The organism is Mucilaginibacter terrae (genome assembly GCF_042679325.1).
Taxonomy (GTDB): Bacteria; Bacteroidota; Bacteroidia; order Sphingobacteriales; family Sphingobacteriaceae; genus Mucilaginibacter; species Mucilaginibacter terrae.
The window spans coordinates 613,264-634,335 of sequence record NZ_JBHTMJ010000003.1 but is presented as its reverse complement, the minus strand read 5'-3'; the positions used below and the strand labels follow the sequence as shown (position 1 = coordinate 634,335).

At 43.2% G+C, this 21,072-nt stretch carries 11 protein-coding genes; 4 read left to right on the top strand and 7 right to left on the bottom strand.

Annotation, left to right across the window (positions count from 1 at the left end):
* The first annotated feature begins 15 nt into the window (after nt 1-15).
* The 3 genes from ACFQ3S_RS04740 to ACFQ3S_RS04730 all read left to right on the top strand — a co-directional run bounded on the left by ACFQ3S_RS04740 (nt 16) and on the right by ACFQ3S_RS04730 (nt 4,262).
* Complete coding sequence (locus tag ACFQ3S_RS04740; protein ID WP_377161753.1) at nt 16-1,800, top strand: RagB/SusD family nutrient uptake outer membrane protein; 1,785 nt, start codon at nt 16-18, stop codon at nt 1,798-1,800.
* A 37-nt stretch (nt 1,801-1,837) separates the two neighbouring features.
* Nucleotides 1,838-2,815: a DUF5627 domain-containing protein gene (locus ACFQ3S_RS04735; protein WP_377161751.1), complete on the top strand. Its 978-nt coding sequence runs from the start codon at nt 1,838-1,840 to the stop codon at nt 2,813-2,815.
* 235 nt (nt 2,816-3,050) lie between these two features.
* The gene (locus ACFQ3S_RS04730; RefSeq protein WP_377161749.1) at nt 3,051-4,262 is read left to right on the top strand and encodes a hypothetical protein; all 1,212 of its coding nucleotides are present in this window, start codon (nt 3,051-3,053) and stop codon (nt 4,260-4,262) included.
* 90 nt (nt 4,263-4,352) lie between these two features.
* Here ACFQ3S_RS04730 and ACFQ3S_RS04725 read toward each other — a convergent pair whose 3' ends face one another.
* Both ACFQ3S_RS04725 and ACFQ3S_RS04720 read right to left on the bottom strand, forming a co-directional pair.
* Entirely contained in the window at nt 4,353-5,105 is a 753-nt protein-coding gene (locus ACFQ3S_RS04725) for a 3-keto-disaccharide hydrolase (RefSeq protein WP_377161747.1), read from the bottom strand.
* A 79-nt stretch (nt 5,106-5,184) separates the two neighbouring features.
* Nucleotides 5,185-6,540 (bottom strand): Gfo/Idh/MocA family protein, encoded by a 1,356-nt coding sequence (locus tag ACFQ3S_RS04720; RefSeq protein WP_377161745.1) that lies wholly within the window; start codon nt 6,538-6,540, stop codon nt 5,185-5,187.
* Nucleotides 6,541-7,130: 590 nt separating this feature from the next.
* Between ACFQ3S_RS04720 and ACFQ3S_RS04715 the strand changes: the two genes are divergently transcribed.
* The gene (locus ACFQ3S_RS04715) at nt 7,131-9,998 is read left to right on the top strand and encodes a glycosyl hydrolase 115 family protein (RefSeq protein ID WP_377161743.1); all 2,868 of its coding nucleotides are present in this window, start codon (nt 7,131-7,133) and stop codon (nt 9,996-9,998) included.
* A gap of 395 nt (nt 9,999-10,393) precedes the next feature.
* Here ACFQ3S_RS04715 and ACFQ3S_RS04710 read toward each other — a convergent pair whose 3' ends face one another.
* From ACFQ3S_RS04710 to ACFQ3S_RS04690, 5 genes are all read right to left on the bottom strand, one after another.
* Entirely contained in the window at nt 10,394-13,006 is a 2,613-nt protein-coding gene (locus ACFQ3S_RS04710; protein ID WP_377161741.1) for a glycoside hydrolase family 31 protein, read from the bottom strand.
* A 133-nt stretch (nt 13,007-13,139) separates the two neighbouring features.
* Complete coding sequence (locus ACFQ3S_RS04705) at nt 13,140-14,531, bottom strand: glycoside hydrolase family 43 protein (RefSeq protein ID WP_377161739.1); 1,392 nt, start codon at nt 14,529-14,531, stop codon at nt 13,140-13,142.
* A complete protein-coding gene (locus ACFQ3S_RS04700; protein ID WP_377161737.1) occupies nt 14,528-16,936 on the bottom strand; it encodes a glycoside hydrolase family 31 protein in 2,409 nt (802 codons plus the stop codon). The genes ACFQ3S_RS04705 and ACFQ3S_RS04700 overlap by 4 nt, the downstream gene beginning before the upstream one ends.
* A 104-nt stretch (nt 16,937-17,040) precedes the next feature.
* On the bottom strand, nt 17,041-19,104 hold the full coding sequence (locus ACFQ3S_RS04695) for an NPCBM/NEW2 domain-containing protein (RefSeq protein WP_377161735.1): 2,064 nt from the start codon (nt 19,102-19,104) through the stop codon (nt 17,041-17,043).
* A 44-nt stretch (nt 19,105-19,148) separates the two neighbouring features.
* A complete protein-coding gene (locus ACFQ3S_RS04690; RefSeq protein WP_377161733.1) occupies nt 19,149-20,924 on the bottom strand; it encodes a family 43 glycosylhydrolase in 1,776 nt (591 codons plus the stop codon).
* Between the last annotated feature and the right edge of the window lie 148 nt (nt 20,925-21,072).

The following is a 21,072-nucleotide window of genomic DNA, read 5'->3' as shown; positions in this document are numbered from 1 at the left end:
TAAATTGTAAACAACATGAAATTATATATTACAATTTTAGGATTGGCAGCCTTAGCGCTAACAAGTTGTAAAAAGCTTTTAGACCCTGAGCCTGAAAATATAAAAACAATTGAACAGATGTACACTGATGCAGTGTATGCGCAAGGTTTTTTAATCAATGCTTATATTAATATTCCAAATTATTATGATAATTCGGAATACGCTACAGACGATGCTGTTACCAATCAGTTAGGTTCCGCTTATCAACAACTGGCAACAGGTGCATGGACGGCAGCAAACAACCCTACCGCGGTATGGAACCAAAGTTACGAGGCCATGCAATACATTAACCTATTTCTGGAAAATTCGGCAAAGGTAAAATGGTCTGCAGATCCTCAAATTAATGGGCTGTTTAACAGGCGGTTGCGCGGTGAAGCTTTTGGCCTGCGCGGGTTATATTATTACTTTCTTCTGCGTAATCATGGCGGTGTGGGCAGTAATGGCCAGTTATTAGGAGTACCGCTAATTACTACCTATCAAACGCCTACTGCCGATTTTAACCAACCCCGTGCCAGCTTTGATGCTTGTGTAAAACAAATTTACAAGGATTTGGATAGTGCCGATATTTATTTGCCTACCGAATACAATAACATCTCTTCTGCTGCACAGATTCCTGATCGCTTTAGAGTGTTTACGCAAAGTGTGGAAAGTTACAACCGGGTAATGGGTGATGCTGCAAGACAACTATTTAACGGATTGATTGCTAAAGCCTTCAGAGCCAAAACTGCATTGCTTGCTGCAAGTCCTGCTTTTCAAAACAGCTCTAATACTGCCACCTGGGCCGATGCTGCTACGTATGCTGCGGCTTTAATTGATTACAGAGGTGGAGCAAACGCCTTACCCGTAAACGGAGGAACTTTTTATACCACCGATGTTGATAACCAAAGCGCGGGCTCAAATCCTCCCGAAATGATCTGGAGACAAAATTTAAGTTCAAGTGAGCTTTCTAATCAACAAGAGGCTCAACATTTTCCTCCATCGTTATCTGGTACCGGCATCATGAACCCTACTCAAAATTTGGTAGATGCTTTCCCAATGGCCAACGGTTACCCTATTGATCATCCTAATGCCGCCTATAATCCTGCAAATCCTTATGCAGGAAGAGATCCAAGGTTTGCAAGATATATCATATACGACGGCAGTACAGCGGGTGTAAATAATTCTGTGATTAGAACAGGCAGCTCATCTACAACACCCGATGCACTCAACAGCAGGCCAACTGCTACACGTACAGGTTACTACATGAAAAAACGTTTAAGAATGGATGTTAACCGTAATCCAAGTTCTATCGCTAATAGAAATCATTACATACCCCGTGTTCGCTATACTGAAATGTACCTGAACTACGCAGAAGCCGCGAACGAGGCTTATGGCCCGCAAGGGAACGGAGGACGCGCTTATTCAGCTTATGATATTATCAAAGCTATACGTAAAAGAGCGCTAAGCCCTACTGTCGCTTTTGCCGATCCTTACTTAGAAGAATGCAAAGCCGATCAGTTAAAAATGCGCGAGCTGATCCGTAACGAACGCCGGCTGGAGCTTAGTTTTGAAAGCTTCCGTTTCTGGGACCTACGCCGCTGGAAAGTTGATTTAAATAAACTTAACGAAACTGCCAGAGGATTAAATGCAAATGCAGGTGTTTACACGCCTATTAATAATGTAGAATCCCGTTCTTTCCAAAGCTATATGTACTATGGGCCTATACCTGTTTCAGAGGTGCAAAAATTTAGTCTACTTTTTCAAAATCAAGGGTGGAGATAATTAAGCTGAATAGCGAGATTTTAAAAAATTACAAAACATGAAAATTAACAAATTTTATATGGGGCTGATAATTGCAGCTGGCTTGCTGGCCTCTTGCAAAAATAATGATGCGCCCTTTCCCGACTTTGCATATTCGAATGTGTATTTTGCTACACAAAATCCTGTAAGAACAGTTGTTTTGGGAGAAGATTTAATTGTAGACAACACTTTAGATAACCAGCGCAAAGTATCTATCAAGGCTACCATGGGTGGTGTTTATGAGAATAAGAACAATGTATCTATAGATTTTAGAGTAGATGAAACCATGCTTAACAATCTATACTTCGGCGGTGGTGGTGCTAAAATAACTGCTATGCCGAGCACATATTATCAGTTAGCTTCAAACAAAATCACAATTCCTTCGGGAAGTATCATTGGAGGGGTAGATGTGCAACTTACCGATGCTTTTTTTGCTGATCCAAAAGCTTTGGGCAGAAATTACGTTATTCCGTTGTTAATGACCGGTGTAACTGGTGTTGATTCTATCTTAAAAAGTAAAAGCCGGGTTATTTACGCAATTAAATACGTAAATCCGTGGCATGCAAATTATTTGCGCAGAGGTTTAGATCAAATTACCCCGGCTACCGGCACGCCTACATCCGTTCTTCGTCATGCGCTGTATGTTGAAAACGATCAGGTCGTTAGCACTACAACCGCCTCATTGACATCTGTTACTCTTCCTATAACCATCAGGAACACAGCAGGCAATAATGTTGCTGTTACATTGGTTTTAAATTTTGCAGATAATGGAACTTGTACCGTAAGCGGCAATTCTCCCGATTTTGAAATTGCAGGGACGGGTAAATTTGTTTCCAAAGGCGAAAAAAATAGTTTGGGAGGATCTGACCGAAGCGCCATTTACCTGGACTATACCGTTAATTACAAGGTTCAAAATATAAGATACGCTACAAAAGACACCCTGGTTGTACGGGACAGAGGTATAAAAGCCGAATACTTTGAATCACAAATAAGGTAACCCGCATATAACACTTATTTAAAATAGAAATGCCGATCTGGAATAAATTTCCAGATCGGCATTTTTATAAAAGTGTATTTCAACCTTTTTAATATTAACTTGAACAAACTGAACATATTTACTATTAATTAAGCAATCAGACCTGTTACATCTTCAGCACCTTAATTAACTTAGCTTTCATGTTCGCAGCCAGGGCGTACATCTCTACTAATCAACCAATTAAATTCTTAAAGTGATGAAAAAACAAACAACATTTGTATTAATGGCGGCTGTTCTTCTATTCAGCTGCAAAAAAAGTAACGAAATTCAGGTGGCTGATCCAAAAGTTGAAGACAGCAACAAGAAAACTACAGCAGTAACTTCTATTAATGCCAGCGCACTACAACAAACCGTACAAGGTTTTGGTGGTGCCAGCATTCCTATTTGGATTGGCGATTTAACAAGCGCTCAGCGCGAAAAAGCATTTTCTGCTACCAATGGTATTGGCCTAAGCATTTTACGCGTAATGGTACCAACAAGCAGCAATCAGTTTGCGGCAGAAAAAGCAACCATAGATGCTGCAAAGGGCTATGGGGCAAAAGTAATTGCAACTGCCTGGAACGCGCCCGCTTCTATGATGGACGGACTTAAACTAAAAACCAGTTCTTATAGTGCTTACGCAAACCACCTCAGTTCTTATAACAGCGCTGTTGGCGGTGTTTATGCAATAAGCCCCTGGAACGAGCCCAATTATTCGGTTTCGGGCTGGATGGGTGCAACAGCTACAGAGGTAGCTAATTTTGTGGCCGATCAAGGCAGTAACTGCGGGGCCCCTATTATGGCACCCGAACCGCTGGATATGAGCCAAAGTTTTATTAATACCTATTTGAGCAACGCTACGGCAAAAGCTAAAACCTTGTTTGTATGCGGGCATATTTATGGCTCAACGCCTTACAATTTGGGCAATATTGGAAAATCGGTTTGGCAAACTGAGCATTACACCAATTCGCAAATAAGCGGTAATGACTGGGGTAATGCAATGACCGCCGCAAAAGAAATTCACGACTGTATGAACGCCGGCTGGGCAGCCTATGTTTGGTGGTATATTCGCAGAAGTTACGGACCAATTGATGAAAGTAGTAATATTACAAAGTTAGGTTATGTAATGGCACAATTTGCCCGTTACGTGCGCCCCGGCTCATCAAAAATCTCTTGTTCGGCAAACCCTACTCCTGGTGTTTTTGTAACAGCTTATAAAAACGGTTCGAAAATTTCTATTGTAATTGTAAACCAAAACGCAGCCACAACTTATCAAACATTTAGTTTAAGCGGCATAACGGTAACTGGCTTTAACCGGTACTTTACAACCAGCAGTACTAATTTAGGGTCTAACACATTTAGTGTAACCAATAACAGCTTTGGTATTAACCTGGCTCCGTCAAGCGTTACAACATTAGTCTCTCAATAAAATGAGTATCCCCGGATCTGGCCCGGGGATATTTTCATGTTTTTGTAAAAAGCATAAGTTTACAAAGCTGTTTACTGCTCAAGTTGATAACTACTTTAACTCTTTAAGTTTTATATTACGGTAACTAACCTCATTACCATGATCTTGCAACAAAATATGCCCTGTATGGGCCTCGCCAAAGTTTGGCCAAACCTTGTACTTGCTTATTTTAACCAACTCGCGATATTCCGGTGATTTACGTTCATATTCCAATACCTTCATACCGTTTAACCAGTGTTCTACTTGGTTATTTGGATGCACCACTATTTTACCTGTATTCCACTCGCCTATTGGCTTTACAGCACCAGCTTTATTTGACGTTTTAAGATCATACAGCGAAGCCAGTGTTCTATTGCCATCGCGGCCCAACTTGGCATCGGGGTGTACTTCATCATCTAATACCTGGTACTCTAAACCAATTGCAGAAGCACCCGAATCTTCTTTAAGGGTAACAAAATACTTTACGCCGCTATTAGCCCCTTTTGTAAGTTTAAAATCGAAACTCAGTGCAAACGCACCATACTCATTAACCGTAATAATATCGCCAACGTTTTGCGATTCTGCACCGTTAGACGCCTGTATGGTTAATGTACCGTTTTTAATTATCCAGCCATTAGCCGCCGTTGGAAACGTGTTTGCTTTAGCACTGCGCCACCCCTTACCGCTTTTACCATCAAATAATAATTGCCAGCCTTCCTTCTTTTCCTGGGCAGTAAGTGTGTTCAATTGTGCGTTTGCGGTGCTGGCCACCATCAATATAAAGAGTGCTAAAAGTATTCGTTTATAGTAAATTCCTGAATTCATAATTGGTGGTAATATTTATTATTAGTTTATAAAATGCGGTTTATACCTGGTGCAATTCAAATATTAAAATTATGCAGTTTTAATATTTGAATACTTTACCGTTAACCATCACTTCCTGGCTTTTTTCGTCGAAAGTTGCTTTTGAACCGGTATGGGCAGCGGCGGTAGTCATAATGTTGGCTATACTGTGGCTGTAACCTGCTTCAACAGGCGCGTTTGGTTGTTTGCGGCTGCGTAAGCATTCCATCCAGTTACGTATGTGGTTCGATGTCAGCTTATCACCCCCGGTGTTAGCCGATGCCACCACCTGTTCCGTGCTGTCGAGGCTTATTTCGGGAAGCAAGTTAGCCTTCATTCCCATAGCGGCGGCCATCTTTTCTGTAAGTCCTCCCCTGGGCGATATTTTATTGTTGATCAAGTTAAGTTCGCCTCCATTAGAATAATAAATTTCGGCAGGATGTTCATCGCCATTGTGCATGCGCGAACCAAAGGTTACCTGGAAGCCTTGAGACATATCATTTAACGGGCCGTAGTCAAAAGCAGCCAAAATAGTATCCCAATTTCTGCGGCCGTCTTTCCATTGATAAATGCCACCGTTAGCCACTACGCTACGCGGATGCTTTAAGCCCGTAAACCAATGTACGGTATCAATTTGATGGCTCATCCACTGGCCAGGCAAACCCGAGGAGTACGGCCAAAATAAACGATATTCAAGATATATACGCGGATCAAATTTTTCGTACGGCCTGTTCATTAAAAAACGCTTCCAGTCTGTATCTTGCTCTTTTAACGTGTTAAGCAGTTCGGGCCGCCGCCAGCGCCCTGGCTGGTTTACATTCCAGGTAAGTTCTACCATGGTTATCGGTCCAAATTTACCGGCTTTAATAAATTCGTACGCTGCATGGTAATTGGTACCACTACGCCGCTGCGAACCTATTTGTACTATTTTACCTGTGTCCCTTACAGCTTTAAGCGCTGCTTTATTATCTTCCATGGTTTCGGCAAAGGGCTTTTCAACATAGGCATCGCAACCTGCTCTTACTGCCTCAATTGTATGCAAAGCATGCTGAAAATCTGCCGTTCCAATAAATACAGCATCCACACTTTTGCTGCTATACATTTCATCATTGTTACGAAAGGCTTTAACCTCATTATTCATTTTTTCTTTCCAGATGGCCGCACCTTCATCACGGCGTGTTTTCCATATATCAGAAACCGCGACAATCTCAAAGTTGAGTTCTTTAAAATGATTCATGAAACATGGAACATGCGAACTGCGATGCCGGTCGGAAAAGCCGACTACACCCACCCGTACACGGTCATTAGCGCCTATAATGCGCTTATAACTTTTTGCACTCCAACTGGTTTTTGCAAGCATTACACCTGCACCGGCAATAGATGCCTGCCTGATAAATTGACGGCGTGAACTCTCCATTTTTAAATAGGTTTAATTGGGTTTATTAGCTATTGGTATTGCTAAAGTAACTAATTTCAGAAGGCCGAACAGGTAAACAAGTATTTATTTACACCTTATATTTTCACTAATAACAGGTAATTTAAATGCTGCTATTAAGCCTTTTTAATATAATGGCTAATGTATGTGATGGTAATAGCACCTTGTACATCTCATGTTCAAAATAGTGGTAATTTTGCTTAACATAAAAATTATACAAACCTATTTTACTCATCATCAATGAATTTTTATCAGTTCATGAATTTTGGGATAGCAAAACGATGACATATATGCTATACAATTACACATATAACGAAGTCCAAAAAACCTTTCACATCTATCTTTGAAAATGACGAGCTGAAAATTGATACTTGAACGTAATAACCATAGCACCCTTTACACTTTCAACTCCAAACATTTAAGAAATTACACAAAAATCTTTACAAATACCCCAAAACGCCAAGCCCTCAATGTTAAATATTCTATTTAAACGCCCTGCCTTTTTTGTTTCACTTTTATTAATTGCTACTTCAATTCGGGCACAACCGCTTAAAAAAAATGCATTAAGCTTATTGCCTCAATATATTCAGCATAATGCCGGCCCCGGCGCCTTTAAGATCTCCGCTTCAGGTGTATCAACCCGTATTTGTATTGATGCCGATGACTGGAAAGGTGTAACGCGCGCCGCAAATGACCTTAGTGATGACATAGGTAAAGTTACAGGTAAAGCTTCGGCCCTTGTTACCGGCACCAAACCCCTTGCCGGTGCCATATTGGTTGGTACAATAGGCAAAAGCAAAATTATAGACGGGCTGATAGCATCAGGGAAAATAGATGTAAGTGCGGTTAAGGGAAAATGGGAATCTTTTGTTATACAAACGGTAGGCAGTAACTTGGTTATTGCAGGCAGCGACAAGCGGGGAACCATTTTCGGTATTTATGATGTGTCCGAAAAAATCGGAGTATCGCCATGGTACTGGTGGGCCGATGCTCCTGTGCAAAAAAGCAGTACACTATATGTAAAAGCAGGCCGCTACGTACAGTCTTCGCCCAAAGTAAAGTACAGGGGCATATTCATCAATGATGAAAGTCCTTCCTTTTCGGGCTGGGCCCGCACAAAGTTTGGCGGAATTAACTCTAAAGCGTATGTACACATGTTTGAGTTATTACTCCGTTTAAAGGCCAATTATCTTTGGCCGGCCATGTGGGGCAATGCCTTTAACGAAGATGATCCTATGAGTCCGGCTCTTGCTGATGAATACGGTATTGTGATGGGCACATCACACCACGAACCTATGATGCGGGCACAAAAAGAATATACCAACCGTAAAAATGAGATAGGTGCCTGGGATTACGTAACTAATGCTGAAAATTTGAAAAAGTTTTGGACCGAGGGTTTGGAGCGCAATAAAAATTTTGATAATTTAATTACCATGGGCATGCGTGGTGATGGTGATGTGGCCATGGGCAAAGGCGACGATAGTGAAAATATAAAAACGTTAAAAAACGTAGTATCCGATCAGCGCGATATTATTAAGAAAGTATATGGCAAAGAACCCAGTGAAGTACCACAATTGTGGGCCATATTTACAGAGGTACAGCGGTATTACGATGCAGGCCTAAATGTGCCCGATGACGTTACCTTACTGTTTTGCGATAATAACTGGGGTTACATACGCCGTACCGGGCCGGCTAAAGAATTAAAGCGCAAGGGTGGTATGGGCATGTATTACCATATTGATATGAATGGCGGCCCCTGGAACGACCGTTGGGTTAATACCACCACTGTTCCCAAATTACGTGAACAGTTTAACCTGGCTTATCAAACCGGGATAGACCGTATTTGGATTGTTAACGTGGGCGACCTCAAGCCTAAAGAAATGCCGATAGACTTTATTATGCGTTATGCCTGGGACCCTACCGCTATTTCGGCAGCGCAAACCTCAAGTTATTTAGTTGATTGGGCTACAGGTATTTTCGGGAGCAAAAACGCTGTAGAAATTGCAGACATCGTATCAAAATATTCAAAGTATAATTTAATGCGCAAAGCGGAGGTACAGGATCCCCGCATATTTAGTTTCGTGAATTATCATGAAGCCGACAGGGTACTTAAAAAGTGGAAAGACCTGACCGCCAAAGCTGAAGCTCTCGAAAGCAAAATACCCTCAGAGGCAAAAGACGCTTATTATCAGCTGGTACTATATCCAACCAAAGCTTCGGCTGGCGTTGCAGAAATCTATTTAGCTGCGGGGCGTAATAATGTTTACGCAAAGCAAGGAAGAATCAGTGCAAATGATTATGCCAAACGTGCACGTGATCTTTTTGAACTGGATAAAAGTCTTAGCGCTCGTTTTAACGATTCCATTGCCAACACCAAATGGCAAAAAATGATGAGTGATGTACACATTGGTTATCGCCAGTGGTCTATGCCGGCGCAAAATAGTTTGCCAAACTTAATTGAAGTTACCCCATTGGCAACTGCTGCATTAGGTGTGGCCGTTGAAGGAAGTACAGAAGCATGGCCGGGTGCTACCGGTAAAGCCGGGCTACCTCAGTTTGACGCGCTTGATCAACAACAGTATTATATAGACGTGTTTAATAGAGGCACAGGTACAGTTAATTTTATGGCAAAGGCTAATAAACCCTGGATAAAGCTTAGCGCCAACAAAGGTAGTGTAGCAAAAGAGCAGCGAATTTTGGTAAATATAGATTGGAAAAATGCACCCCAGGGTAGTGCGGATGGCTTGGTAGAAATTGTGCAGGGAGATGTAAACATACCTGTAACCATAAAAACACTTAAAGTTGCCGTGCCTGTTGCCAAAACCAGGTATTATGGTGGATTTTCGGGCGAGTTTACTATTCCTGCTAATAAGTTTGTTAAAAATATTCCGGGAAAAGAGGCCACATGGAAAGTGCTTCCAGATTTAGGCCGCGCTGATGCCTGTATGGGTATATATCCTGTTACCGCTGCGAGTACTATGCCGGAGAATGCTCCACGCCTGGAGTACCAGGTTTTTTTGGCAACCGGCGGGCAAGCCAAAGTTTGCGTTGGTATTTTGCCTACACAGGATATAAATCCTGCTCGTGGCCTGCGTATTGCTGTTGGAATAGATGATGGCAAACCAGTAATATTGGATGCAAGAAAAGGCTATGTAGATACTTTTAATGAATATACTCAGGCCAATCTTTCTCACTCGTTAGTACTAAAACCACTCCCTCCTTTGGGTACTGATTATGCGCTTGTTTCGCGCAGGCAGCAGCGGCGTAGTGAAATATTTGATAACTTACGTTGGCTGGATACAAATTTAGATGTGAAAACACCGGGTATGCATACTATTAAGATATATATGATCGATCCTGAAATAGTGCTGGAACGTATTGCAGTAAACCCGGATGACCGATATCCAAGTTATTTAGGCGCACCCTCTGTTGCGCACTAATAATGAGTGATCGAATATACCTGCCCAAGATAAATACGGTATGTTATTACGATTTAATTGCCTATTGAGGTATCAAATAAACAATGCCTAAGCTTGTATATCAGTTTTTAAATTAATCATCATCAACGTATAAATTTAAAAATAGACCAGGGGAAATCACTTTTAAATTTTATTTCCCTCCTGAGATGGGGAGTGCTGTATTGAGCGTTGTAAGGGATGTTTTATAGATCAATTTATACATGGATTATTACCTGTAAAAGAAAGACACGCATCCTCCACCCCTTTAAATAGAAGAACCGCACATCCCCTCAACTTTTAAAAGCGTTTGCCATATAAAACAGGCTGTTTGCCGAAGATTATTAAACAAAATTTCCAGGTATTTATCCGGGTTTTTATTATTCAATTTTAGTAATGAGTTGCTTGCCGGTATAATGTAGCTTAATTTGCTTATTAATACCTGTAGCTACGGCTTTGTCACCATTAATCAATGTAATTACAAAATTTCTGTTGTTAATTTGTCCGGTAAAGTGCTTCCCTTTAGCCAGACCTATGGTTAAAGTTCTTGCGGCATTGTTCCAGTAAAATGGCACCAGGTTATATTTACCCGTCTCGTAGTTGTAATTATCGCCTTCATCTTCGTATAGCTCAAACTTACCGTTTGCGCCGCTGTAAATGCGGATATTTAAAGAATTTGCTGGCTTTTGGCTGGTATATTGCTGAATGGGGCCCACAGGTATTATGGAACCCGCTTTAACAAATAAAGGTATTTTTTCCAGTGAGGCATCGGCGTTAATGGTTTGTCCGCCGGTGTAGCGTGTACCACTCCACCAATCGTACCATACGGTAAATTTTGGTAAATAAACCATTTGCTCTTTTACACCGGCTTCCGTAACTGGTGCCACCAGCATAGCCTTACCAAACATATATTCATAGGGCTGCTTTACGGCCTGCTTATCATTTGCAAAGTCCATAACCAGCGGGCGCATCATGGTAGAGCTACCACTGGAGATCTCCCAGGCCGACGAATAGATATAAGGCATAAGCTGATAGCGCAGGTTTAGCATGGTACGCATGTTGTTTTCTACCGTTGCACCGTATTTCCAGGGCTCGGTTTCCGATTGGTAACCGTGTATCCTGAATATGGTATTGAACGTTCCCCACTGAAACCAGCGCGTTAATAATTCGTGGTATTTCTCATCGGTATATTGCGAGCGACCGGGACGGAAAAAGCCGCCGATATCGGTTGTCCAATATGGCATGCCTGTCATGCTGTAATTTAAGCCGGCAACAATTTGCCGTTTGTAAGTGTCCCACGTTCCGCCAATATCGCCCGACCAATTGATGGTGCCATACCGCTGCTGACCGGCAAAGGCCGACCGGGTGAGTATGGCTACCCGCTTTTGAGGATCAGTTTTGCGTTGACCTTCATAAACCGCTTTACTTACAAAAAGCGGATATATTAATCTGTAAAAGTTCCCTAAGCCCAAATAGGTTTGTTTCCCGGTAAGTGCATCATTCTCAGGTTCGGTTGCATCCATCCACCAGGAATCTACCCCATTGGCAAAGAGATTGTGATTGAGTGCGTTCCAATGTGTTTTTTGCGTTTCAGGATTGAAAATATCTATCCAGGGGCTGTTAGGGATATACAGCTTTTTGTCAATATAATCTTTAGCCACCTCCGACCGCTTATCGAGGTTTTCCCATACAGACACAGAAAAGCGTGCATTTAAGTTGTGTAGCTGCTTAATAAAGCCAGCCGGGTCGGGATAGTTGGTTTCATCAAACTTAGGTACCCCCCAGCCGTATTTACCCCAATATTGCCAATCCTGCACAATAACATCCATAGGCAAATTTCTTTTCCTGAATTCCTTAACAGTTTCTACCAAATGATTTCCAGAAGTATAACGCTCACGGCATTGCCAAAACCCGTAAGCCCATAAAGGGAGCATGGGCACCTGCCCCGATAAATTTCTATAGTTTTTGATCACCTCATCGGCATTATTACCGCGAAACACCACATAGTCTAACGCTTTAGCCTGTGGCGAACGAAAAGTGGTTATATCATCGGCCGGTTTCCAGGTAAGTTTAGGAGTATTGGTGGCCTTACATACAATTTGAACAGTATGCAATCCGGCTTTTAATGCCACCAGCTTACCTGCAGTAGGAGGTAGCCATAAATTGGATTGATCTATTTGCGTTACCCCGTTAATAACAACGAGGTGCCGGTTATCCATATCACCTAAATCAAGCAATAACGAATAATTTCCATCGTGATCAATCTTAAACTCACCCCTATAAACTGCTTGTTGCTGCGAAACTTTTTGCGTACCAGCGATAGTGGTTACTTCCGCATCCGTTTTACCTCCTGCAGTAGTATCTCTTTTAATAAGCTTAACCACATTATCTGAAGGGTTAAAATACGTTAGCCCATATTGATGCCACAATATGCCGTAGTTATTGCTCGAATACAGAAAGGGAATAGCAATTTGGGTGTTTACCTGGGTTAGCTTGCGGCTTACATTTTTAAGATCGAAGTTGCCATCCTGAAACTGACCTAAGCCGAACAAAGATTCGCCCGGCATAGTTAGAAAACCTTGCTCGGCAACAAAACACTTCTCACCTAAAACACTATCGGCATTAAGCCTGCGGCTACCGGCTTTTTCCTGCAAAAATATCTTCCCGTTGCTATCGGCAAAAGTGAGTGTACCACTTTTTTTAGTAAACCTAACATTGATGGATGATGTGCTCATTTTAAGCTCTAAAGGCGTTGTAGTAACGCCGAACTTTGGAACCGCAAGTTTGTTCACCAGAATTAGGTGCTGCGTTTCTTTTAGCGTACCCTTATGCCATTGCACCCGAACCGCCATTGACGACAATGGAATAAGATCAAGTACTCCCTCAGAAAGTTCGATAGATAGCCGATCGGGCTTTACCGTGTGCTTTTGATAAACCTGGCATAAGGCCCATGCAGGCAGTAGAGTGATGCAAATTATCAGGAGAAATTTCATTAGCCAGATTTTTATTAATATTTAATGTTGAAAGCGTACAAATACGGCTACAAAAGCCACCACCAAATAAATAATATGGATGGAACGGGAACGGTTAACTTATATCAACTGGAACTGAAATTCCTTTTAAACCCTATTTAAACTTCCACCAATCTATATTAAACAATTGTCCGTCTGCTCCTTTAAAAACAAAGTAAATATCATGCAGTCCTTTTAGCTGCTGAATTTTACAGGATTTAGTGACCCATTTATTCCAGCCACCAGTAGCAACCACACTACACGAGCCCAGCAACTTACCTTCCAAACTATCTAAATGGATTTCGATAGTTCCTCCTGAAGATGCAGCGGCTATGCTCACCTCAAAAGATTTTGCCGCTTTTTTAAACTGCACACCACGAACTTTAATATAGTCGTTGTTATCTACCGCGGTAACATACATACCTTTCAGACTATCTTTGGCAGTTTTTAATCCCTTTTCCCAGGCAATGGTTTCGGCCTCGTTGCGGGTAAATGGATTTAAGCTACCGTTTGGTGCAATACCTTCCTCCTGCCACCAGGGTTGCTCTGTAATGGTGCCGTCGGCATTGTAAGTTATTTCGGCAACGCAAACCGAACGCCTTTCATGATGCTGGGTGGTCTCCATAAAATTCAGCCTGAAGTTAAACCCGAACACGTACGATTTCCCTTTATAATCTATAATGCCGGGATGATTTCCGGTTGATAATTTGTTAGGCTTCATGACATAGCCCTTGTACTCCCAAGGGCCTAAAGGGCTCTTGCTCATGGCGTAGCCAATGCCTTCGGGGCAGCAGGTAGATGCGTAAGCCATGTAATAGTGACCGTTGCGCTTATAAGCCCAGGGACCTTCCTGGTAGTGAAAAGGATCGGGTTGGCCTGCACGCTTGGCTACCGAACTATCCTTGGTGATTTCCCCCGCTAAAGAGATCATGTCTTTGTTCAGCTTAACATACCATAAATTAGGATTGCCCCAGTATAGATACGCCTGACCATCATCGTTAACAAACACGGTTGGATCTATACTGTCGTACTTCGCACCAATAAGCGGGCTGCCAATAGGGTCTTTAAAAGGCCCGTATGGATTATCGGCTACAAGTACCCCTATGCCCCTGCCCTGCACCGGGCAGTACATGTAAAATTTGCCGTTACGCTCAATTACCTGCGGCGCCCAGGCACCATTGTCAAACCCGCCCCATCCGGTTATGGCTTTATCGGCCCATTTAAAGTTTTTGAGAGATGCCACTTCGCCATGATCGGTCCAGTTCACCATATCGGTTGAGGTATAGCAGAGCCAGTTACGCATCAAAAATTTGCCTTGTCCGGGAGGGGAATCGTCCTCATCGTGGCTGGTGTACAGAAAGACGGTATCGTGGTACACCATCGGTGCAGGATCGGCCGTGTATTTGGTTTGTATAATGGGGTTTTGGCCTTTACAAACCATTCCTATCATTACAAAAAGCATGGAAAAGCCGAAGTGCAGACCTTTAATATTGTTTAATTTGATCATAATTTTACTTGTTGAGCCGTACCGGTATAGTTAAGAACTTTACCCTGATGACTTCCATCATTGGTCATGGCTGGTGCGAACACGATAGTAAACTTCCGCTGGTTTAGCATGCCGTTAAATGCACCTTTACGCGTGGAAATTTGAAGGCTATGTTTGGCATCATTCCAGTGGAACTTGATCTCAGAATATTTGCCTTCTTCGTAGTGGTAATTATCGTTCTCATCCTCGTACAGTGTAAAATCACCGTCTGCGCCGGGATAAACCACTATTTCCAGATTATCCCATTTTTTTTCTTCCGCAAACTGCACCTGGGGTCCGAGCGGTAAAATGCTGCCGGCTTTTACATAAAGCGGTATAATATCCAACCCGGCGGCTTTGCTGATAGATTTTCCTCCGCTTGTTTTTTCGCCGGTCCAGAAATCGTACCAAATGCCGTTGCCGGGCAGGTACACCTGTTTAGTTCCTGTTTTTGAAAAATCTTCCTGTTGCAGGGTATTGGCACCTTCAACTACGGGTTTTACATACATGGCCTGGGTAACGGGAGCAACCAGTAAAGATTTGCCGAACATAAACTCGTCGTTAATATCCAGCGCGTTCTTATCACTCGCAAAATCCATTACCAACGCCCGCATCATGCTCGATTGGCGCGACGTAACCTCCCAGGAAGTAGAATAAGTATAAGGCAGCAACCGGTAACGAAGGTTGATATACTTCTCAATCGCATCATAAGCCTTGTCACCTTTTTTCCCGAACTGATAGATCTCTCTCGGGGCATCGGCACCATGCGAGCGCATCATAGGGCAAAACGCACCAAACTGCAGCCACCTTACATAAAGCTCTCTGTATTCAGGATCATTTAAACGCCTGCGGTAGTTGTTCAGAAAAAAGCCGCCTATATCAGAATTCCAGTAAGGAATACCGCACAGGGAAAAATTTAACCCGGCCGAGATCTGGTTTTTTAACGCTTGCCAAGAGGCCGTTACATCGCCCGACCAGGTGTTAGCCCCGTACCTTTGCTGACCTGCAAATGCGGAACGGGTTAAAATAAATACCCGTTTATCGGCACTTTGCGTACGCTGGTGCTGGGCAACACCGCCAACAGTCATTAACGGGTAGGCATTCCGCACTTTTCTGAATGAGCCCAAATAAGTTTTTGTATTAAAGTCACCGGGCTTAAAATCAAGATGATCGGGTTCTGTAGAATCCATCCACCAGCCGTCCATGCCTAAAGAAAAGACACCTTTGTTGAGGTAATTCCAATAAATATCGCGCGCTTTTGGATTATAAGCATCGTAAACTCTTACCCCTGAAGGGTAATCCTGGTTAGGCGGCCACTTCTCAGACCCCGATTGAGGCCAGGTATTGAATTTGAAAAGGGCACCTATACTATCTAACGCACGATATGGTTTGGTGTAAGGGCCAAAAGAACTCCATATAGAGATGATCATGTGCGCCTTTAACTGATGCACATCATTAACCATTTTTTGTGGATTTGAAAACTCGGGATTCAGGAAATCCATGGCATTCCAAAGGTAATTGTTGCCCCAATACTGCCAGTCCTGAATAATACCATCAAGCGGTACACCTAATTCACGGTGCTTTTTTATTACATTAACTACTTCATCCTGACTTTTATACCGCTCTTTGCTTTGCCAAAAACCAAAGGTCCACAACGGGAACATGGGTGCCTGCCCGGTTAAATCGCGCATACGGCTAATAACCTCATCGGCATTGCCGCCATACATAAAATAATAATCTATACAGTCGCCCACATCCGATTTGAACAGGGTACCCTCTGGCTTATCTTCAAATACCGTAGGCGAATAATTATCCCAATATAATCCGTATCCTTTAACCGACTGAAAAAATGGGATATAATCATCCGTATTACCCTGAACCATATTAAGTTTTAAGTTACGCTGGCTCATTTTACCGCGTTGTTGTTGCCCTAACCCGTAAATAGCTTCCTCCTGATCTAACTGAAATGCCTGGGTAACCGAGTAAGTTGATGAGCCGGCATCGTTAAATGGAGTAAACGCCTCAGAAGAAACCTTCTCTTTTAAAAGTGCCGTGCCCGAAGGTGTGCTGAAAGTTAACTGCCCGCTTTTTACATCAAGCGTTACCTGGAGTTCTTTACTCTTTAAGGTAAACTGGTCACCGCTTTGCTTTGCTGTATAGGCTACTTGCTGAGGGGTTTTAATTACCGATAAGCTCTCTTTTTTTACTTCTTCATCGCCCGGATATTTTAAAATCCTAACGATAGAAGGCGAATAAAACTGTATATGTATCCAGGTTGTATTTACTTTTACCCGTGCCCCAAACTGCGTTTTTTTTATGGGCTGCGCAATGGCCGGTAGAGATAATACAATGCTTAAAAGCATCCATAGGTAAATACTTTTTTTCATAAGGTTATTTTTTAGTTTGCCCGCAAGGCCAGTGCAGGCTTATAATTGGATATTTATTTAGCCAAATGGCTAACATACACGCCATAATTAATCAGAAAATCTTACTACTTCACCGCACTAAATTTATACAACACCACCCCGTGTACCGGTACCTTAACCGCCAGATTAGTATTTGCCGAAATAGTGCTCACTTCTTTTTGACGCCATAGATCGCGTACTTTTTGTTTGCCTTTTATACCAATTTTGTTAAAATCATGATAATTAAGCTCTACTATTTGGTTACCAAAATTACAGAAACCAACAGCCCTACTACCGTCTTCCAGTTGCTTCACGTAAATACGCAGGTCGCCAATGATTTGCATGCAGGTAGCTTGCTTGCCCAGCGGGTCCTGGTTAACGGCAATCACTTCATCGTTAGTGAGCAGGTTGAGGGTAAAGGCATCTAATTTTTCCATATCGCAGCCAATGAGGAGCGGTGCCGAAAACAAACTCCATAGGCTAAAGTGCAAATATTGTTCGTCGGGCTTTAACTTGCTCGGGTGTGGATTTCCCCAGCCTACGGTACCAATTACCAGCATATCGGGATCGTTCCAGTTACCGGGCTTCGCATATTCGGCTGCTTTATCTTGCGCTAAAGCTATGCCTTTTACGCTTACCCAGGTATCGGTAATATCGTTTGTGGTGCGCCATGCCGTTCCGCCTACCGAATTCCCCCATTTCCAAACGTCCGACATGCCGTACTGGCACAGGCTAAAAACAATATCGCGCGGCTGCTCACGCAGCAGTTTGCCCATCAGGTCAAAAGGTTTAACGGCCGTATTTAAAACATTACCGCCTTTGTACGATAAAGACGATACTTTGTAAGGGTCGTCACCCGGCATGCCGTCTATCACATTACCATAGCTGCACCAGTCATATTTAAGGTAATCGAAACCCCATTTGGCATAGCTTAGTGCATCCTGTTTTTCGTACCCGTAACTGCCCGCACAGCCGCCACAAGTCCACGGACCAGGGCTGGAGTACAAACCAATTTTCAAACCTAATTGGTGAACATGATCGGCCAGTGCTTTCATATCGCCAAACCTAACGTTAGGGATAATGTTACCGGCTTCATCTCTGAATTTGCCGCGCAGCGTTTGATCTTTGGAGTCGCGGTGGTTTTGCCAAAAATCGTCAACATTAATATAATTCCAACCGTGATTAACCAGGCCGCTGCTTACCATGGCTGCTGCTGCACGTTTCACTTTTTCGGCCGATACCTCGCCCGCGAAACAGTTCCAGCTATTCCAGCCCATAGGTGGGGTGAGCGCAATTTTATCGCCGCATACAATGCGTAGCTTCCTTGCTGCCCTACCCTTTGCATTCTTTGCTGTTAGGGTAACCATATAAGTCCCAACCTTGGTCAACTTGCCGGTAATAATACCTGTTTTAGCATCCAACTTTAACCCTGCAGGCAAACCGGCAGCAGCAAAAGCCATGGGCCTGTTACCCGTAGCAGGTACCATAAACTGAAAAGGTGACCCCGGACGAACGCCAAAGACGCTCGCGCCGTTAATACGGGGTGTGGCGGGTGCTGGCGGAGTTAGTATATAGGGCTCTTTGGGTACCAGGTTAATGGTGGCAAACTGAACAGCGCCTGTAGTTTCAAAGCGGGCATTGGCCCAATCGGCATGGTCGTAATAATTACCGTTACCGCCATCGGCAACTACCAGTTCAAGCTTTTGAACACCGGTAAGCGGTACCGAACATAAGCGAGCGCTATCGCCTATGTGCATTACGCCGCTTGTCCATAGTTTTTTACCATCGCCATAAAGCAAAAATTCGGCAGCGGAATCATGGCCGGTAACCTCATCGTCCATACCAACATGCGCTGTAAATTTGGAGGCTTTACCCTTAAGCTGAATAAATAAAGAGCTTTCGGCATGTGTACCGAAGCCCCTTTCAAAGGTTTTACCGGCAATGGTCAACGTTTTGCCATCAACCGTTTTATTTTTTTTGGGTACGCCATAACCCTGCGTAGCGGCACTCAAATCCAACTCATCCAGCCAGGTGGCAGATTGGGCATACACCTGGTTAGCGCCTAACAAACCAACCAGTGTTAGCATACCACGTATTGCCGAAAACTTATAGCGCTTTTTGAATTGTATAATGTTATTAATGAATTGCATGTGCTGTTAAAAACAAAGTTTGATAATGGATAGATCCCTCAAAACTACTTACCGGTAAACTTCCACCAGTTAAAGTTGAACAGATGCCCGCTCACACCTTTAAAAACCAGGTAAACATCGTGCAGGCCTGTAATATTGGTCACTTTAGCAGAGGCCGTTTGCCAATCAACTGCCCTGGTACCCGGCTTAATTGCACAGGTACCACTTAGGGTGCCGTTTGGTTTATCCAACCTGATCTCTATGCTTCCGCCAGCTAAAGCCGCTATATTGGCCTGGAATAATTTGGCACCTTTATTAAAGTTTACGCTTCTTATTTTGATGTAATCGCCGTTGTCAATATCGGTTACATAAATACCTGCCTTATCGGCCGATGCTATTTCTATACCTTGTTCCCAGGCAATGGTTTCTGCTTCTACCCTCATGTATGGGTTTAAATTTCGAACGGCTTTTTCAATGCCAGCTGCGCCCGGTTTGATTATGCCCAAGGTACCGTCGGCATTAAACATTGCCTCATCAACGCATACCGAGCGCGTAAAACCACCGCCACCCGGCAAAGCGCCGTTATGATAGAATAGGTAAGTTTTCCCTTTAAAATCTACCAAACCCGGATGATTAGTGAAGGCTCCCCCCTTGCCTATCACATCCATAATGGTATCGCGGTACGTCCACGGACCGGTAGCACTCGGACCGGTTGAATAAGCTAAATGTTCGGGCACACCACCTGCCGGGTACAATAAGTAATATAACTTGTTACGCTTGTAAAGCCAGGGACCTTCTTCGTAAGTGGTAAACCGTTTTTCGGTACTGTTTACGGTTCCGGCTATTTTGTCGGTAAACCATTTTTTCTTATCGGCAGGTACAGCGTTAATTCCAGCATCATAAGATGTCATGTCCTTATTCAGCTTAACCTGCCATAAATTTGAATTACCCCACGTTAGCCACAATTGCTTATCCTCATCTGTAATAATGGTGGGGTTGAGGCGCTCATCCTGTGTATGTTCGGCAATGAGCGGTTTACCCAGCACATCTTTAAATGGGCCGATAGCCCTATCGCCCACGGCAACTCCAATTACCTTTTGCTGGGTGGTTTTGTCTACCGCACTCACATACCAATAGTATTTATTGTCGGCAGCATTCTTTACACTGTGCGATTCTAACCCGTTGATGGACTGCGCCCAGGCGAATGTATTTTTAGCATTATGAATGCGCAGCTTAAAGGCTTCATCGGTTAGCGGAACTTTAACTATTCCCACATTTTGGTCGTACGATACCATATCCTTATTCAGCTTCACATAATACAGGTGCGGGTTTCCCCAGTACAAATAAGCCTGCCCGTCGTCATCAATAAAAACCGACGGATCTATATAGCCCCAGCCGCCTGAAATCAGGGGCTTATCCAGCACGTCTTTGAAAGGGCCTGTTGGACTACTGGAAACGGCTACCCCTATTGACATGCCGCCATTTTTGGCATTTACCGGCACATACCAGTAAAACTTGCCGTTTCTTTCGATAGTTTGCCCTGCCCAGGCATCTTTAGTTGCCCAGCTGAAGTTTTTAAGTGATAACCCAACGCCGCGGTCGGTCCAGTTTACCATATCGGTAGTGGCGTAAACGTGCCAGTCTTTCATGGTGAACCAGGTAGATTTGTCTTCATCGTGCCCGGTGTACAAAAACAAAGTATCCTTATACACCATCGGTGCCGGATCGGCGGTATAGATGGTTTGCACAATAGGGTTTTGCGCTTTCACCAATGAAGCGATGGAAATAACCAGGGCTAATGTTATTAAAAAACTTTTATACACTCGTTTGTTGAAATGCATTATTATTAAGTTGTACAGTTAATTTGAAGAACTGCTTAGGTTTGATGCTGATGAACTGCTGTATGGCAGGGCTAAATTAATAGTACTTACCCTGTTGTAATGATACTTACGTTCAAACCTATCGTACAGAAGTTTAAATGTGCGTAAC

Bases quoted from the DNA above. Each gene is read 5' to 3' on its own strand.
- ACFQ3S_RS04690 (WP_377161733.1), bottom strand. From the start codon at position 20,924: ATGCATTTCAACAAACGAGTGTATAAAAGTTTTTTAATAACATTAGCC.
- ACFQ3S_RS04700 (WP_377161737.1), bottom strand. From the start codon at position 16,936: ATGAAAAAAAGTATTTACCTATGGATGCTTTTAAGCATTGTATTATCT.
- ACFQ3S_RS04695 (WP_377161735.1), bottom strand. From the start codon at position 19,104: ATGCAATTCATTAATAACATTATACAATTCAAAAAGCGCTATAAGTTT.
- ACFQ3S_RS04740 (WP_377161753.1), top strand. From the start codon at position 16: ATGAAATTATATATTACAATTTTAGGATTGGCAGCCTTAGCGCTAACA.
- ACFQ3S_RS04730 (WP_377161749.1), top strand. From the start codon at position 3,051: ATGAAAAAACAAACAACATTTGTATTAATGGCGGCTGTTCTTCTATTC.
- ACFQ3S_RS04735 (WP_377161751.1), top strand. From the start codon at position 1,838: ATGAAAATTAACAAATTTTATATGGGGCTGATAATTGCAGCTGGCTTG.
- ACFQ3S_RS04710 (WP_377161741.1), bottom strand. From the start codon at position 13,006: ATGAAATTTCTCCTGATAATTTGCATCACTCTACTGCCTGCATGGGCC.
- ACFQ3S_RS04705 (WP_377161739.1), bottom strand. From the start codon at position 14,531: ATGATCAAATTAAACAATATTAAAGGTCTGCACTTCGGCTTTTCCATG.
- ACFQ3S_RS04720 (WP_377161745.1), bottom strand. From the start codon at position 6,540: ATGGAGAGTTCACGCCGTCAATTTATCAGGCAGGCATCTATTGCCGGT.
- ACFQ3S_RS04725 (WP_377161747.1), bottom strand. From the start codon at position 5,105: ATGAATTCAGGAATTTACTATAAACGAATACTTTTAGCACTCTTTATA.